The following is a 15,042-nucleotide window of genomic DNA, read 5'->3' as shown; positions in this document are numbered from 1 at the left end:
TCGTAGCGATCGCGCTTGTGCCAATCGACGGTCAGGGTCTTGCCGCCGACCAGCGAGGACAGGGCGCGCTTGGCCTTGGCCCCGAAGGGTTGCTTGCTCTCGGGGGCGTCGATGCCGGCGAGGCGCACTCGGTGCGTGCGCTTGCGCGCATCGAGAACCTCGACGGTATCGCCGTCAAGGATGCGGACGACCTTGCCGTCGAGGCTGTCGGCATGGGTTTGCGGGGAGATCGGGAGGGTCAGGACAAGAAGGGCAGGGAGCAAACGCAGGAGCGAAAGGGACACGACGTACCCCGGACAGCGGACATGGGTACCTGCGAGGGTAACCTAGTCCGCGACGGGGGCGGGTGAACGCATTCACGCAAACGCCAGTCGCGCCGTCAAAACAGGCGTCGGCGGCCCACCTCTGGCAGGGGTTTGGAACACCTCGTCCGCCTCCGAGCGTGTCCGAAACAGGCGCGCCAAATCCCCTCGCAAGCGGGTCTCAGATCAAACGGATGGCCGCCTCCCAGTCCGCCTCGGAATCCTCTTTAAACCTCTCGGGATAGGCGGCCCAGATCAGTAAAGTGCCATGCCCTGAGCAGCGACGGTCTTCCGTAGTCGCTCGAGGGCGAGGGCAAAGTCGTAATCGTGAATGGCCTCGGCAATGGCTGGGAACTGCTCGCCCAGCACCGCGCGCAGCAGGGCCTCGTGCTCGTTGAGCAGTTGCTCGGAGGCGAAGTCGTCGGCTTGCAGCAGGGCTGCCAGACGCTTGCACAAGGCCGGCCAGCCCGAGGTATCAAGCCTAGGCTCGACCTGTTCTTCTGGAGGCTGTTGCTGCAGCTTGGCGCTGATGGCGGCAATGAGTGGCGCCAGGAGACACGCGATCTGGCTCCGAAGCGTCTGAAGCCGCTCCTCGGCTGCGCGCTCGCGGATCGCCTGCTCCAGCGGCTCTGCGAGGGACCGCAGCGCCTCGGCTCCGATCTGGGCGGCGACACCCTTGAGGGTGTGCGCCGTGCGCTCCGCCCGCGCCCAGTCGCCCGCGGCCAGGTCGGCCGCGATGCGCTCCGGGGCATCGGCCTGTCCCGCGACGAACCGCGTCAGCAGGTTGCGGTAGAGGGCGTCGCGGCCCATGGCATGGCGCAGGCCCGCGGCGACATCGAGGCCGGTGATGCCCTCCAGAGGCAGATTGATCGGAGCCGGAGTCTGGACGCCGGTTTTGATCCCGGTCTTGATCCCGGTCTTGGCTCCGGTCAGGGTCTCAGCATCGGTCGAGACCTCTGCGGCCGTCTCTGGCGCTTTGCCAGTTGCAGGTCTCATCCAGCGCAGCAGTTTGCCCCAGAGCTCCTCGGGATCGATGGGCTTGGCGATATGATCGTTCATGCCCGCATCGATACAGCGCTCGCGGTCGCTGGCCATGGCGTTGGCGGTCATGGCCAGGATCGGCAGGTCCTGCCGATCGGGCAGCTTGCGGATCTCGCGTGTCGCGGTGAGACCGTCCATGACCGGCATCTGCATGTCCATGAGCACGACGTCGTAGGCCTGCTCTTGGACCTTTTGCACCGCGACGCTGCCATTGGCCGCCAGATCGACCACGAGCCCGCCCTCCCGCAAGAGCTCCGTTGCCACCTCCTGGTTGAGGTCGTTGTCCTCCACAAGCAGGACGCGCCCGCCGGCGAGGGCTGCAAGATCCGGGGCGATTCCGCTGGCATCCCCGGGCTGCTTGCCCAGATTGCCGCTGGCACCGAAGAGCCGCATGAGGGTGTCGAACAGGGCCGATGGGTTGACCGGCTTGGGCAGGATGTCATCGATGCCCACCTCCTTGGCAGACTGTAGTAGCTCGTCCCGGCCATAGGCCGTGATCATGAGCAAGATCGGCAGGTCGGATTGCCAGCGATGCCGGATCTCCGCGGCCGTGGCGACACCATCCATGTCCGGCATCTGCCAGTCGAGCAGCACGACCTCGAAGGGCTCGCCGGCCGCGGCGGCCCGGCTCAATTCAGTCAGGGCCGCGGGGCCGGAATCGACCGTCGTGACCCTGAAGGTCATGCTGCGCAGCATGTCGCCGATGACCAGGCGGGCGCTCTCATTGTCGTCCACGAGCAGCACGCGGCGCCCGCGCAGGTCGAACTTGGGCAGCAGGGGCTTGGCCGGCTCTGCCGCCTCGACCAGGCGGGCCGTGAACCAGAAAGTGGAGCCCTGCCCCGGCGTGCTCTCGACCCCGACCTCGCCGCCCATCAGCTCGGCGAGCCGCTTGGCGATGGCCAGACCGAGCCCGGCGCCGCCGTACTTGCGGGTGGTCGAGGTGTCGGCCTGCTGGAAGCTCCGGAACAACCGCCGGCGCTGTTCCTCGGCGATGCCGATGCCGGTGTCTCGCACCGAGAAGCGCAGCACGACGGCCTCTCCCGCGCGGGCCTCCAGCCCGACCTGGATGTCGATCTCACCCTGCTCGGTGAACTTCACCGCGTTGTTCGCGTAGTTGATCAGCACCTGACCGATGCGCAGCGGGTCGCCCAAGAGCCGCCCGGGCACCGCCTCGTCGACCGCCACGACGACTTCAAGCCCCTTGGCCGCCGCGCGCTCGGCCACCAGCGAGGCCGTCTGGTCGAGCACCTGCTCCAGATCGAAGGCGATGCGCTCCACCACGAGCTTGCCCGCATCGATCTTGGAAAAGTCCAGGATGTCGTTGAGGATGCCGAGCAGATGCTTGCCGGAGCCTTGGATCTTCTCCAGATAGTCGCGTTGCCGTGGTGTCAGCTCGGTCTTGAGCGCCAGGTGGGTCATACCGATGATGGCGTTCATGGGCGTGCGGATCTCATGGCTCATGTTGGCCAGGAAATTGGCCTTGCTTTGGGCCGCCTCCTCGGCCAAGGCGCGGGCCCGCTCCATCTCGGTGATGGCCGCGCGCTCCTCGGTGATGTCCTCGATCATGCCGGCGAGGCCCTTGCTGAGGTCCCGGCTGTCGACGGCCTGGGCCGACATGCGGCCCCAGAAGCGACTGCCGTCCTTGCGCACCAGCTCCCGATCCTCGCGGTAGAGGCCTGTCTGGCTCAGCGCCGTGACAATGGCCTGGCCGACCTCGACATAGGTGGCCTCGTCGGGATACCAGCTGCGCGTCGTCTGGCCGAGCATCTCACCGGGCGCATAGCCGAACAGGCGCTCCATCATGCGGTTGCAGCGAACGAGCTGGCGGTCGCGCACGAGCACGATACCCGCGGTCGCCGCATCGAAGACCGCCCGCTGCTCCTCGTTGGCCTGGCGCAGGGACTCGATGGCCGCCCGTTGCTCGGTGATGTCCTGGAAGGTGCCCGCGACGCCCTGACTCAGGTCATGTCGGTCGATGGGTCGCGTGGCGATGCGCACCCAAAAGGGGCTGCCATCCTTGCGCAGCATTGGCATGTCTTCACAGTGCTCGCCCTGCTCCCTCAGGCCGGCGGCCAAGCGTTGGCCAAACTCGGCGAAGGTCGCCTCATCCGCATACCAATGGCGCGTGGACTGCCCGATCATCTCGCCGGGCGCATAGCCAAACATCCGCTCCATGGCGCGGTTGCAGCGCAGGATCGCGTGCTCGCGCGCGAGGGCGATACCGACCGTCGCAGAGTCGAAGATCGCCTGCTGCTCCGCATTAGCGCTCTGAAGAGATGCGGTCGTGGCAGCCAGCTCGGCGGTCCGTTCGGCCACGCGCCGCTCCAGCTCGCGGCGGGATTCGCTCAGCGCCTGTTCGGCCAGTCGGCGCGCGGTCAGCTCCCCCCGGGCCTTGAGGAGGGCGTAGAGCAAGGCAGCCAGCAGGATGCTGATGAAGGCGCCACCGGCGGCGACCAGCAACACGCGTGGATAGGCACGGACGAAGGAGGGCACGGCTGCGCGCGAGACCACCAGCGTCCAACGCTGCCCGCCGAGCTCCGCAGGCAGCTTCACGGCCTCGGCCGTGCCGGCTGCCCGGGCGGTCGCCTTGGGCGAATCCAGGCTGTCGTACAAGAGGGTGTCAGGCGCAATCCGGTCGCCATCGTAGAGCGCGAGACGGATGTGATGGCTGCTCAGAAGCTCCTCGGGGCCGAGAATGCCCTGCATGAGATCAGCCATCCGGTAAGCGCTGTAGACCCAGCCTAGCAGCGCGCCGCGGCGCTCTTCCACGGTCGAGGTCGGCAGCCCTTGGCGGTAGACCGGAACGAACAGCAGTGTGCCGGCCTGGACGTCCTCGCCCATCTCCTGCACCAACTGGACCTTGGTCGTGAGCGCGTTGATGTCCTGATCCCGCGCCCGTTCCGCGGCGGCTCGGCGCACGGGCTCGGTCAATATGTCATAGCCGAAGGCACGCAGGTTCAGCCCGCTGAAGGGCTCCAGATAGACCACGGCGCTGTAGAGCGCGCGCTCGCCCGGCGGCCAGACCCGGTACTCGGGAAAGCCCTCGGTGCGGATGGACCGCTCGTGCTCGGCCAGCCGGTCCGGCGGGATCAGCAGCGAAAAGCCAACGCCCTGGATGCCCGGGAGGTTGCGATGAAGCTCGCTGCGTTCCACAAAGCTCCGCCACTCCTCGCGGGTCACCTCGGAGGAGCCCGTGAAAAAGGCGGCCACGCTGCGCAGGATCTGGGCGTCGGCCTTGAGTCGTGTCTCCACCAAGGCGACGAGCTCGTCGCCGATCAGCCGCAGCTCGCGGTGGTTCACCCTGTCCACGTCCGACTTGGTGTAGCCGGCGGCGAGCAGTGTGAGGACAAGCCCGATGCCGAGGGCCGTCCAGGCCAGCAAGCTGCGGTGAACGGCGGGGAAAGACTGCATCATGGGTTGCTCCCTGATTGGACAGGGCAGTGTTCTATACCAAGTTCAGCGATCTATAGCGCACTGCGTCGCCCGGGTTCGCTGCTCCAAGCCTCAACTGCCCCTCCCAGTTGCCCCTCGCAGTGTCGCTCGATCCCTCCGCAGAAGCGCGTTTCTTCCCCAACAAAGGCCCAGTGCACACCCGAAGAATCCCTTGGCCGATCCGCGGTCCTCCCCTAGCCTCGCATCACCTATCCGTTAAATCACGCCCCCATTCGGTTTCATCCCATGAACTCGCCCGGCTCGCGGTGCGCGTGGGTGATTGTCTGCACGCTCAAGGTCGGCGGCATCTGAATGCTCCAAACATCCGTAAAGCCGATGACTGAACGCCGGTTCCTGGCGATCTGGCCGGATACTCCGACACGCTGCGAGCTTGAACGCCGGTTGGCCGCACTGGCGCCGCTTCCAGGCCGCCCAGCCCATCCACTCGACTGGCAGGTGACCCTGATCTTTCTGGGCGCACTCGAACCCGAACGACTCGCCTGTATCGACGCCGTGGCCGGCGATGCCGCGACCCGTGCCAGGTCTTTTGACTTGGAATTGGATCGCATCGGCCATTTCGCACGCTCCCGGGCGCCGTGGTGTGGCCCGACGCGTACACCGGAGTCACTGGCTCGGCTGGTCACAGATCTCCAGGCGCATTTGGCCGGGTGCGGAATCGAGCCTGAGCCTCGGCCCTATCGGCCGCATCTGACTCTGGCGCGCAAGGTTCGCGCCGTGCCCGCGCTCGAACTGCACACGCCCATCGGCTGGACGGCGCGCGAGCTGGTCCTGGCGCATGGCGTCACCGGCGAGAGGCCGCGCTATCGGATTCGGCATCGCTATCCGTTGCCTTGACTCCGGGGATCAGAAGGGCCAGGGCGCACTCGCGCTCAGGCCTGCGATCGCTCGGCTCAGTACGAAGAGCGCCAAGGCAAGAAGCAAGACGCCGAAGAGGCGTTCGATGAGGCCAGTGTGGCGCTTGAGCCGCGGTAACAGCCCGGCTTGGACGATCACCAAGACCAGGGTCGCATACCACAGGGCGTCGATGCTACCGACGGTGAGTACCAGCACCAGCTTCGCGGTCAGCCCCTGATCGACGGTGATGAAAGGGGCGAACAAGGCCAACATGAATACCGCAAGCTTTGGGTTGAGGAAGGCGATGAGAAAACCCTCCCGAGCCGGTGAGCCGTTACGCGCCGGCTGCGCCTGTTCCTGGCCGACGCCGGCGCTGACCGATAGAGGGCGCAAGGCGCCATAGGCCAGGTAACCGAGATAGCCCGCCGCACCCAGTTGCATCAGGGCGAAGAGCAAGGGCGAGGCGGCGACCACCGCCGCCAGCCCGGCCACCGTGAGCAGGGCGTAGAGACCCACGGCAAGCCCATGGGCGAGGCCGGCGGCAAGGCCCGCCGCGCGACCGCCGTGCATCAGGTTGCCGAGCACCACGGCCAGGCTGGGCCCGGGCGTCATGGCGCCGAGTAGGCAGAGCAAGGTGAGGGAGAGCCAGGCTTCTAGCGTCATTTCATCGTGGGCATCAACGACCGCCGCGCTGGCGCGACGAGGCGCTGATGCGTCACCAGCGCGTGGCGCGCGGCGCGCCTATTTGAACAAGGCCTCGGCCGCCTGAAGGAGGTTCTGCGTATCGCCCGCCTCGGCGGCTCAATCCCGATGTTGCTCCGGGTTGGTTGCAACGCCGGATCGAAGTGCTCGCAGAAGTTGGCGCGCGTCTTGTCAGCCACCGGCTCGGCGAGGGGCTCGAGGCAATCGTTGGGCCGGCCGCGCTGATAGAGGCGACAGTTTCGGCAACAGCGTGTGGCCTTGCCGCAGCTCAGACAGATTCTCGCGGCTGTAATCGGCCTTCGTCAGGCTGGCGCCACAATGCCAGCACCGACCGACAACATCGGTAGCCATCAAACGATCTGGGAGCACACAGCGAAGATATTCACGATAGAGCGTTTGATCAGGGAGGTCAACGGCGCAACCCGGCACTGCCCTTTCCAACTTAGGCCTGTTCGGTCAGCCCCTCTGCATAGGCGTCGGCAAACAACGCCGGCTGGCCCCCGGTGTGCCCGAACAGGACGCGATCGCTCGGGGCAAAGGTGCCCCGGCGAATCAGTTCGAGCAGTCCACCGGCGCTCCCTTCTTCACGGTGCGCAGCACGAGCGCGCTGCCGCACTTCGGGCAGCGCCGCTCCGCCAGCGGATCAGATCGCGTCTGAAGACTGCGAACGGGCGCTCGGTTCGTTGCCGACCCCGGCTTCAGCCGGCCGCCGGCGATGCGCCGCAGGATGGTCTCGACCGCCGCCTCGCCGAACACCGGCTCGCGGAAGGACCGGATGTAGTCGATGAAGCGGGCACCTTGCGTCACGTTCTCCGGCATCGGGGTCTTGAAGCGACTGGCCCCGACGAAGGTCACGACCGAGTGGATCGTCTCGGGAGGCACCTCGAGCAGCGCCTGCACGGCTTTCACATGCTTGTCGTTCTGCAGCAAGGGATTCTGAAACCGGGTCGTGTGTCGGTAGATCTTCTGCGTCCACTGCGCCTGGCGTGCGCCGCCGAAGATCCAGCCCTTCATGTTCTTGGTCTCGATCACGAAGATCCCGTAGCGCGAGACGACGACATGATCGATCTGAGTGGTCCCGTCGGGGGTGGGCAGGGTGAGATCGTGGACGGCGCGATAGGTCGCGCGGTCCAGGCGAAGCCGGAGGGAACTAAACGGGGACAGACCACGTTTTAAACCGGACCAATTCCTCATACATCCAAGCAGGGTCGAGATCCGCGCCGTTCGGCCACGTGACAACACCCATTTCAAGACGCGCTTGCTTGAAGTAGCTCGGATCCTCGAGCGGCTCGTAAATACCGCGGTCATGAGCCACGGTAACTCCCGAGAGATCTACGATCCCGCTGGTGCCATCTTGGAAGGTCACGGCCAGACGGTATTCCGGCAATATCGAAAATCCCTTCACCCGCCAAGGAGCGGCTGGCATCACTCCAATGGTGCAATCTGTTTCGGAAGCTGCTTCAATTGACATATTCTCCAGTTCTCCATCAATTCTTCGCGGTGCTCGATGGCCCACTCGATTGTCAGGCCGAGGGCTCGCTTAGGCAGTCGCCCATCAATGACTTCTAGCGTGCGGATAGGCTCTCCCAGATTTCAGGGGAACGTATGGGTTATTTGAAAACAGGTACTTAAGCCAAATTCGGCCGTACACGCTAACCCCAAAAAATGGTTGAGCGCTCGACAGGCAAGTGCTTATTTCATCCGCGAGCGGTCCCGAATCGGGCGTATCCATCGAGATCCAAGTACACTCTCTGGTAGAGGTGTTTGAGGCTCGTCATTCCATAGCAGCGGCGCTTGATGACTTTGATCTTATTGTTGAGCCCCTCCACGAATCCACTGGTCCGGCGGCCGACGAAATAATTGGTGATCTCCTCGAAGCGCGTCTCGGCGGTCCGCGCAGATGAGGACGCGTTTGCCGAACACGGCCTTTGCGGCACCGATGAAGCCTTGGTAAAGGTCCGAGCAGACGACCGCGACGGTGCGCCGCAAGCGCTTGGGAATGCTGTGAAAAAACGCCTCCACGGCAGCCTTGTTCCGCGCGGGCAGCAGCGCGATGACGCGTAGCCGATCCTTCACATAGGCACTGATCACGACGACAAAATCGCGATGGCCCTTCTTCAACGCAATTTCGTCGATGCCGATGACCTCCAGCGTCTCGATCCCGTTCCAATCGACCTCGGGCTCGATGCGGCGATCCAGAATGCCCTGCAGCGCATCGACACCGACGGCATGCTTGAGACTCACATCCTCGAGCGTACTGTTGATCAACTCGAGCAGCATTTGCTGCTCGAAGGCCTTCGTAACCGAGGCGCGTGGCGAATACCACGACAGCATCTGACTCGTCGTCGGCCGCCCCTCGCAGGAGTGGCACTGATAGCGTTTGGGTCGCAAAACAAGGACGGTGTGGTAGTCGAACACCGGTAAGTGCCGCAGCTTGATCTCCTGCCCAAGCCCGTAGCCATGGTCGATCGGCTTGCCGCAACGGTGACAGTGCGTCCCCTCGAGGGTGCTGTGGACGTGGATCTCGAGCGTTCTGCGCTCACCGAGCACAACGCGATCAATGGCGATATCAGGCAGGTTCAGCAGGGTCTGAAGGGTGTCAGTGTCGAACATCATGATGAGCCGCGTCCGAATGGGGTTCTGCCGGCAGGCAAGATTCAGGTTGTTGATTTAAAAAATATCATAACCCCATGAGATCCTGAAGAGCCTGCGGATATCGATCAGCGCTTCGTGCTCAGCGTAAAGGGCATGGAAATGCGGTGGTGCGTGCTCACGCCAAAACATTTGGATCACGATACCGAAGAACCGGCTGATGGTGGGCATCCGGTGATTTCAGCCTCTGTCTGCGAATCAATTTGTGGACCATCCTAAGCCGGCAGAGGTTTATGGACCAGACCCGGCGAGCACGGCATTTCGGAAAAAAGGTATTTCTAGCCCAACATTAGGATGCCGAACGCGCATGCTCGAAGCGACCATAAAAAAGCCGAACCTCTCGCGGATTGCTCGTTCCAGGCGATTCAGGCTTGGTCTATCGTCGTTGACTCCAGGTCACTCGCTATCTTCCATGGTGTGTGCGAGGAATATAGCACAAGCCTTCTAATGTTCCTCATATCCCCGTCCTTAATGCGGATGCTGCCTCGGTTGACGCGTCAGCGAGACATTCGAGATCTGTGAGCCTTTGTTTTCAGCATCCTTCACCCATGCTGCGGAATCAACAGGTCGTCGAGGAACTCGGACGCCGGCGCAACGCCGCTGACGAAGAGGTGATCGCGTGCCCGTGTGCAGGCGACGTAGAGCAGGTGGCGCTCGCTGTTGTAGACCTCCGCGAGATCGCTGTCGTCGGTGACGGTTTCGATGCGCGACTGCGAGGGGATGACCTCGTCGTCGCAGGCCATGACGGCGACCGCGCGAAACTCCAGTCCCTTTGCGAGGTGCATGGTGGCGATGGAGAGATGCCCTTGGTCCGTTTCGACATGCTGGTCCAAAATCTTGGCCGGCAGTCCCGTCTTGGTAACCGCTGCACCCGCACGCTCCAACTCGGCCTCGGAGCGGACGAAGATGGCGATGTCATGCGGTTCGACGGATTCGGCGATGTGCTCGGCGATCCAGGCGGCAACCGCGCCGGCCTCCTCCGCGGGCGTCTGGACGCTTACGGATGGACGCCATCTTGTAAGGCACGGTGATGCAGGCCCCTGCGAATCCCAGCGCACGGACCCCGGCAATGGCCGTCGGCAACAGGTCTTGCGTGGGGAGGTCGCATTTCCAGAATTGCCAATGAAGGCCGTGGTGGGCGTAGACGGCGTCAAACATGCGGTCGATGGGGTTCTCGGCGGCCGGATGGCCAAGCATGGTGGTCAGTTGCTTCTGCGGGGGCAGAGAGAGGATGGACACGGGCGATCTCCAGGAGCGGATCAGGGTCGAGTTGTGTCTGAGCCGGGTGGATTGACCGCCGGTCAGGTGCCTGCAGCTCAACCGGTGACGTCCACGGTACGGGCATTGATCTGCCCGGCCGGGGTCGGCATCACCACCGCATCCACACGCCAGGGTATTGTCTTGCCCTCCAGTATAGGCAAGAGCGGGGTCATCCGTCCCTTGGCGGAAGACTCAAGTTGACCCGGTGGGCCTTGATCATCGTTTGGTCCAACTGCCTTGCGGTCCCTGCGTCGTCAGGGCTTCCAGCCCTGATTCTGTCAGGCCAGGATGGCCTGACTACGCATTTGGCGGCCGATGTGGGCGAAGGGATGATCGAGGCCACCCGGTGGATGGTGCGCGGCGGACATCATCGCAAATCGCCAACCTCGCGCGCGCCTCATCTTCACACCCCACCGTCGTTCACCAGTGTGCCAAGCTCCAGTTCCGCGCCGTCGAGCATCGATGGGCTGATCCGATACGGCGGGGCGAGCGGGTAGGAACTTCGGTAGGTGCCGTTCTCGGGGGCGCGGTGGACCCAGATGGCGCGCGCCGGGATGTCGATGAGCCAGACCTCGGGAATGCCGTAGCTGGCGTACAGCGGTAGTTTCCGCGTGCGGTCGTAGCGGACGCTGCTGTCGGCGACCTCGATGACCAGAAGCACATCTTCGGCCTGCGGATGTTCCGAGCTGTAAAAGTCGTCTCGCGGCTTGAGGATCGCGATGTCGGGCTGAGGTGCGCTGAGATCACCGAGGAGGATCGGATTCTGGGTGGAGACGACGGCCCGCCGGCCGATGGCCTCGATGAGCAGCAGGGTCAGCCGCGAGGTGCGACCGGCGTGAGGCGGTGCGATCGGCGGCATGTCGATCATCTCTCCTTCGATCAGCTCGATCCTGGCCTCCGGGTCCAGCACGCCGGCCTCGCCCATGCGGAAGAACTCCTGCGTGGTGACACGATGCGGATGCGGGGGTGGCAAGGCATTGGCATGCATGACGGCTTCGCTCTGGGCTCGTTGACCGGCGATGGGCTCGAGGTTAGCCGGTCGGCGGGAGGGAGACAAGGGCGGCCCGCGCTGGTTGGTGAGAGCAATCGCGGGTCACGGCATGTGCTGAGCCCGTGGGCCGCTGTTGGGGTCCGTTGCCGTGGACTTTCCTATTGCCTGAACCTCGTACAAGACTTCGTCAAACGGAACCCGATCCCTTATCGACTGTAATCCTCAGCGCGGGCAGGAAATGCGGGATGTTCATCCCTTTCTGGTGCTCTCGCCCAAGGTCTTCAACGAACGGACTTCGCTGGTCATCAGCCTGCCCATGACCAGCGCCGCCTATAAAGCCGACAACCCCTTTGCCGTAGCGGTCGGCGCGGCCGGGCAAACCAGTGACGTTCTCTGCCACCAGCGCAAATCCTTCGATTGGCGTCTGCGCAGCGGCGCATCACATCCGACCCTTCGGCGCTTGTTGACCCTGCAGATCCGATCAGCGACGTGGCTGGGTTTGTGCGCGAGAGATCATCGGCGCACTCCTGCCCGGCTCGGGCAGGGTGTGATGACACGGAACCGACGCGTCTCCGACCTCAGAACCTGACCTGCACCCGCCAACTCAGGATGGTCGAGCCCTCGGCGGGAACCTCCAGCGTCCAGGAGGCGAGGTTCGATGCCTCCTTGGTGTGCGGTTGACTCTCCTTCTGCATCGTCCAGTCGCCCGGGATCTGCTCGGTGACCTTGACGGTGACCGGGACGTCCTTGGCGTTCTTCAGCTCCAGCTCGAACGCGGTCTCGTAGGCGTAATCGTAGGCCGTGGTGCCGGCGAGCTTCTTGAACTCGGTCTGGCGGCGCCGTGCGGTCACGTCGAAGCTCTCGCCGAGCTTGAGCGTGACGGTCTCGTTCTTCGGGGTATGGTCGACGGCGTCTTCGCCGACGAACTGGGCGTTGCCTCGGCTGTCCTTGGCGTAGACGCGCATGATCCCTTTCGGAAGCGGAATGCCGAGGCTGCCGTCCTTGTTTTCAAAGCGCAGCGTGGCGGCAACCGGCAGCTTGGTCCAGCCGTCGGAGGTGCGGGACTGATAGGCATAGGGTTGGCCGCTCACGACCAGCTCGCGTGTGACCGGGACCCGCGGTGCGCTCAGCAGCGCGACCTGCTTGGTCTGGTTGTTGAGGATGTCGGTGGGGCGGGGCAGGGTGTAGAGATGGTACTCGTCCAGACTCTCCTCGGTCGGCATCGGGGGCGCGGCATCCATCACCATGCCGCGAGCCATCATGGGCATGGCCATCTCCTCCTCGACTTGATTGACCTCGCCTGCCACCAACTGCACTTGGGCGTCGCGATAGGCGATGCCGCTCTGGTTGGTCAGGGTAACCCATCCGTTGAGGTCCATCGTCGTGCTGTCGGCGGAGAGGTCGGCGACATAGTCCGCCTTCCAGGCGAGCCCGCCGGTGAGATAGGACAACTCGAATAGACCTTCGCCGCCGCTTGCGGCATTCAGATGCAGAACGAGTGTGGGCTGATCGCGCAGGTCCTCCGGCACGTCCGGGAAGGCGAGATGACCGACGACCGTGGTCTCGATTCGATCGGCATAGCGCAGGACCGGCGCGGGATTGGCGGCGAGAACAATGGCGTCCTCGATCTCTTGCTCTCCCGAGTCGTTGATGCGGATCACCTGTACGGTGCGCCCGACATATTTTTGAAGCAGGCTTTCGGGCGTCAGCAGATCGAAGTCGAAATTCTGCTCCAGCAGGTTGACCGACAGTGTCCCCGAGGTCTCGGCGAGCAGGGCAGTCTCGGGTCGGATTCGCTGCGAGACGTTGCGCCACGCGAGACGGTTCTCGGTCGCGTGCAGGGCGACGCGTCGGCGGTCCTTTACCAAGGCGAGATCGGCGTTGTAGATGGTGACCGCGAGCGCCTCTTGGGCGTTTTCGTCGATGCGTTGTTCCTGATCCACGGCAGCTCCGATTGTGGCGTACAGCATGAGACTCGCCGCGATGCCGGCGAGTAGGCGGGCGGTCGAGTGTGAACGATGGGGTTCGAAAAGAGATGGTGTCGAAGGCATGATGTGCTCGTCGTGATCGGTGCTCGGCGGCAGTCGGCTAGGACTGTTTGGCTGCCGCGCGGATCGTCCTGTGGACCTAGGCCATCTTGTCGATAGCCGTCTGAGGCAGGACGAAGGGGTAAGGGTCTTGCTGACCCATGCTGCGATTCAGGCTGTCGATCGTGATGGTGATGAGCCCCGAGGCGTGGCCGGTTGATCGGGCGGTGCGTCTTCGCTGTCGAGGAAATCGAAGCCGACGCCCTGCGCGGGATTCTGTTGCCGCGTATTGGATGTTTTCGAAGAAGGCCGGTTGATCGCAAGACTGACAGACGAACGTCTTCATACTGGCGGTGGTTCCCAATCCTTTAGGATGGTGCTGCGTAGTCCGTGTCCCGAAACACGGACCCAAACCGCATCGCCGTGCGCCCATTCAGCGGTCAACGGCGCCTCGTTCATCTGTCCGGCCAAAGCTGGTTCGGCGCGGTTTCCGGGATCTTGGGGTTGAGCCCGACCCGGTTGCCGTCGGGTCGGCGGAAGAGGACGACTGCAAGTCGTCGATCCCTGGCCCCGGGGTGTGGCCGCTTCGCGACGATCGCTGGCACAGCGTCCGGCCGGTCGGATGAACGAAGCCGCCGAAGGCGATTTCTCGGGCTACTTGAAGCGCGAGAAGGCGTCCATGAATGCCTTGCTCGTGGCGTCCCACGCGCTCTCCATGCCCTTGCGCATGTCTTCCCAGGCCGCTTCGCTCGCGTTTGTCATCTTGCTCAGCATCTCGCGGGCTTCGTCCTGTTGTTGTCTCAGCCGCTCCATCTGCTCCTGATATTGCAGCTTCATGTCGGCCTGGGCACTCTCGGTCTTGGCCTGCAGTTTTTCCATGTCTGCGTCCCACTCGTCCATCTTGGCCTTCATTTTTTCAATGTAAACTTTGCGGTCGATCATTGCCGTTTCCTCCATCGGGATCTCATTAAGGAATGCGCGGATTGCGGGTCGGAGTATTCCGTGTCCCGCTGCCGAAAGCAACCGCGTCCGGCGAGACCGTCGGGTCGGATCAATCCGGCCGAGTGCGATGCCCGTAGGCGCGCGAAAGCCTGTCCGGATGGGCGCCGAGTGCATAGACCAGTCGCAACGACCACATGAGCAGGATCGTGCGCACGACACCCTGGCTCTCCCAGCGCCGCCCCGAGGTGACGACGCGATCGCGCACACACAGCGGTGGCCCGTGGCGCTTGAGTCGACGCGAGAATGCGATGTCTTCCATCAAGGCGATCTCGGGATAACCGCCGATCTGCTCGAACAGGGCTCGGTCCACGAAGATTGCCTGATCTCCGGTAGCGATCCCGGTAAGACGCGAGCGTTGGTTCATGCTCCAGGCGACGAGTTGGAGGAGTGGATGGCGGCCCTCGATCCGCACGTCGAAGCGGCCCCAGGATCGCCCGCTGCGCGCGAGCAGGTCCGGAAGTCGGAGCAGTGTCTCGATCGGTGCTCGCGTGTCGGCGTGCAGAAAGACGAGGAGATTGCCGCGGGACGCCGTGGCGCCGGCGTTCATCTGGGCGGCGCGGCCGCGCGGCGCACTGAGAACGCGGTCGGCATGGGGTGCGGCGATACCGGCCGTGCCGTCCGGACTGTGCCCGTCGACGACCAGGATCTCGCCGCCGGCCGCGCGGACGGGCGCGATCTCATTCAGGAGCGCGACGATGCCTCGGGCCTCGTTGAGGGTCGGGATAACGACGGAGATAAGCGCAGGTTGACGCACCATTCGAGAAACGCCTCGGTCGTT

General features: G+C 64.1%; 15 protein-coding genes and 2 pseudogenes. 2 read left to right on the top strand and 15 right to left on the bottom strand.

All coding sequences use genetic code 11. From position 1 onward, the window contains the following. On the bottom strand, positions 1-284 hold a 284-nt coding region (locus B4N44_RS13645; RefSeq protein ID WP_296701733.1), incomplete at its 3' end, for a thermonuclease family protein. Between the two features lie 273 nt (positions 285-557). Then, positions 558-4,757 carry a CHASE domain-containing protein gene (locus B4N44_RS13640; RefSeq protein WP_296701731.1) on the bottom strand — a complete coding sequence of 1,400 codons (4,200 nt, stop codon included), beginning with the start codon at positions 4,755-4,757 and terminating at the stop codon, positions 558-560. Between the two features lie 354 nt (positions 4,758-5,111). Here B4N44_RS13640 and thpR point away from each other — a divergent pair, with 354 nt between their 5' ends. Then, a complete protein-coding gene (thpR, locus tag B4N44_RS13635) occupies positions 5,112-5,630 on the top strand; it encodes an RNA 2',3'-cyclic phosphodiesterase (protein ID WP_296701729.1) in 519 nt (172 codons plus the stop codon). A gap of 9 nt (positions 5,631-5,639) precedes the next feature. Here the strand turns inward: thpR and B4N44_RS13630 are convergent, their stop codons facing one another. From B4N44_RS13630 to B4N44_RS13585, 10 genes and pseudogenes are all read right to left on the bottom strand, one after another. Beyond that, positions 5,640-6,293, bottom strand: coding sequence for a LysE family translocator (locus B4N44_RS13630; RefSeq protein ID WP_296701727.1), 654 nt, complete (start codon positions 6,291-6,293; stop codon positions 5,640-5,642). Positions 6,294-6,884: 591 nt separating this feature from the next. Then, complete coding sequence (locus tag B4N44_RS13625; protein WP_296701726.1) at positions 6,885-7,526, bottom strand: NERD domain-containing protein; 642 nt, start codon at positions 7,524-7,526, stop codon at positions 6,885-6,887. Continuing rightward, positions 7,483-7,803 (bottom strand): DUF2442 domain-containing protein, encoded by a 321-nt coding sequence (locus B4N44_RS13620; protein ID WP_296701724.1) that lies wholly within the window; start codon positions 7,801-7,803, stop codon positions 7,483-7,485. Before B4N44_RS13620 ends, B4N44_RS13625 begins: the two co-directional genes overlap by 44 nt. Next, the gene (locus B4N44_RS13615) at positions 7,758-7,910 is read right to left on the bottom strand and encodes a DUF4160 domain-containing protein (RefSeq protein ID WP_296701737.1); all 153 of its coding nucleotides are present in this window, start codon (positions 7,908-7,910) and stop codon (positions 7,758-7,760) included. Before B4N44_RS13615 ends, B4N44_RS13620 begins: the two co-directional genes overlap by 46 nt. Positions 7,911-8,029: 119 nt before the next feature. Then, on the bottom strand, positions 8,030-8,269 hold the full coding sequence (locus B4N44_RS19970) for a transposase (RefSeq protein ID WP_414718152.1): 240 nt from the start codon (positions 8,267-8,269) through the stop codon (positions 8,030-8,032). A 96-nt stretch (positions 8,270-8,365) separates the two neighbouring features. Continuing rightward, positions 8,366-8,945 (bottom strand): annotated as a pseudogene (locus tag B4N44_RS19820) (helix-turn-helix domain-containing protein); the annotation flags it as partial. 57 nt (positions 8,946-9,002) lie between these two features. Then, on the bottom strand, positions 9,003-9,155 hold the full coding sequence (locus tag B4N44_RS13600; protein ID WP_349681093.1) for a DUF4160 domain-containing protein: 153 nt from the start codon (positions 9,153-9,155) through the stop codon (positions 9,003-9,005). A 371-nt stretch (positions 9,156-9,526) separates the two neighbouring features. Next, on the bottom strand, positions 9,527-9,868 hold the full coding sequence (locus tag B4N44_RS13595) for a 3'-5' exonuclease (RefSeq protein ID WP_296701722.1): 342 nt from the start codon (positions 9,866-9,868) through the stop codon (positions 9,527-9,529). A 31-nt stretch (positions 9,869-9,899) separates the two neighbouring features. Then, on the bottom strand, positions 9,900-10,223 hold the full coding sequence (locus B4N44_RS13590; protein WP_296701720.1) for a hypothetical protein: 324 nt from the start codon (positions 10,221-10,223) through the stop codon (positions 9,900-9,902). A gap of 424 nt (positions 10,224-10,647) precedes the next feature. Further along, complete coding sequence (locus tag B4N44_RS13585) at positions 10,648-11,232, bottom strand: Uma2 family endonuclease (protein WP_296701719.1); 585 nt, start codon at positions 11,230-11,232, stop codon at positions 10,648-10,650. A 241-nt stretch (positions 11,233-11,473) separates the two neighbouring features. Here B4N44_RS13585 and B4N44_RS19965 point away from each other — a divergent pair. Continuing rightward, positions 11,474-11,683, top strand: a pseudogene (locus B4N44_RS19965) (type II toxin-antitoxin system PemK/MazF family toxin); the annotation flags it as partial. A 130-nt stretch (positions 11,684-11,813) separates the two neighbouring features. Here B4N44_RS19965 and B4N44_RS13575 read toward each other — a convergent pair. From B4N44_RS13575 to B4N44_RS13565, 3 genes are all read right to left on the bottom strand, one after another. Continuing rightward, a complete protein-coding gene (locus B4N44_RS13575) occupies positions 11,814-13,205 on the bottom strand; it encodes a DUF4139 domain-containing protein (RefSeq protein ID WP_296701715.1) in 1,392 nt (463 codons plus the stop codon). A gap of 711 nt (positions 13,206-13,916) precedes the next feature. Then, a complete protein-coding gene (locus tag B4N44_RS13570) occupies positions 13,917-14,204 on the bottom strand; it encodes a hypothetical protein (protein ID WP_296701713.1) in 288 nt (95 codons plus the stop codon). Positions 14,205-14,313: 109 nt separating this feature from the next. Further along, complete coding sequence (locus B4N44_RS13565) at positions 14,314-15,021, bottom strand: TIGR04283 family arsenosugar biosynthesis glycosyltransferase (RefSeq protein ID WP_296701711.1); 708 nt, start codon at positions 15,019-15,021, stop codon at positions 14,314-14,316. Between the last annotated feature and the right edge of the window lie 21 nt (positions 15,022-15,042).

The sequence above is a fragment of the Thiocapsa sp. UBA6158 genome (genome assembly GCF_002423035.1).
GTDB lineage: Bacteria > Pseudomonadota > Gammaproteobacteria > Chromatiales > Chromatiaceae > Thiocapsa.
The sequence above is the reverse complement of the archived record's forward strand: the minus strand, read 5'-3'. Positions and strand labels throughout refer to the sequence as shown.

Coding starts and splice junctions, on each gene's coding strand:
- B4N44_RS13640 (WP_296701731.1), bottom strand. CDS start 4,757: ATGATGCAGTCTTTCCCCGCCGTTCACCGCAGCTTGCTGGCCTGGACG.
- thpR (WP_296701729.1), top strand. CDS start 5,112: ATGACTGAACGCCGGTTCCTGGCGATCTGGCCGGATACTCCGACACGC.
- B4N44_RS13630 (WP_296701727.1), bottom strand. CDS start 6,293: ATGACGCTAGAAGCCTGGCTCTCCCTCACCTTGCTCTGCCTACTCGGC.
- B4N44_RS13625 (WP_296701726.1), bottom strand. CDS start 7,526: ATGAGGAATTGGTCCGGTTTAAAACGTGGTCTGTCCCCGTTTAGTTCC.
- B4N44_RS13620 (WP_296701724.1), bottom strand. CDS start 7,803: ATGTCAATTGAAGCAGCTTCCGAAACAGATTGCACCATTGGAGTGATG.
- B4N44_RS13600 (WP_349681093.1), bottom strand. CDS start 9,155: ATGCCCACCATCAGCCGGTTCTTCGGTATCGTGATCCAAATGTTTTGG.
- B4N44_RS13585 (WP_296701719.1), bottom strand. CDS start 11,232: ATGCATGCCAATGCCTTGCCACCCCCGCATCCGCATCGTGTCACCACG.
- B4N44_RS13575 (WP_296701715.1), bottom strand. CDS start 13,205: ATGCTGTACGCCACAATCGGAGCTGCCGTGGATCAGGAACAACGCATC.
- B4N44_RS13570 (WP_296701713.1), bottom strand. CDS start 14,204: ATGATCGACCGCAAAGTTTACATTGAAAAAATGAAGGCCAAGATGGAC.
- B4N44_RS13565 (WP_296701711.1), bottom strand. CDS start 15,021: ATGGTGCGTCAACCTGCGCTTATCTCCGTCGTTATCCCGACCCTCAAC.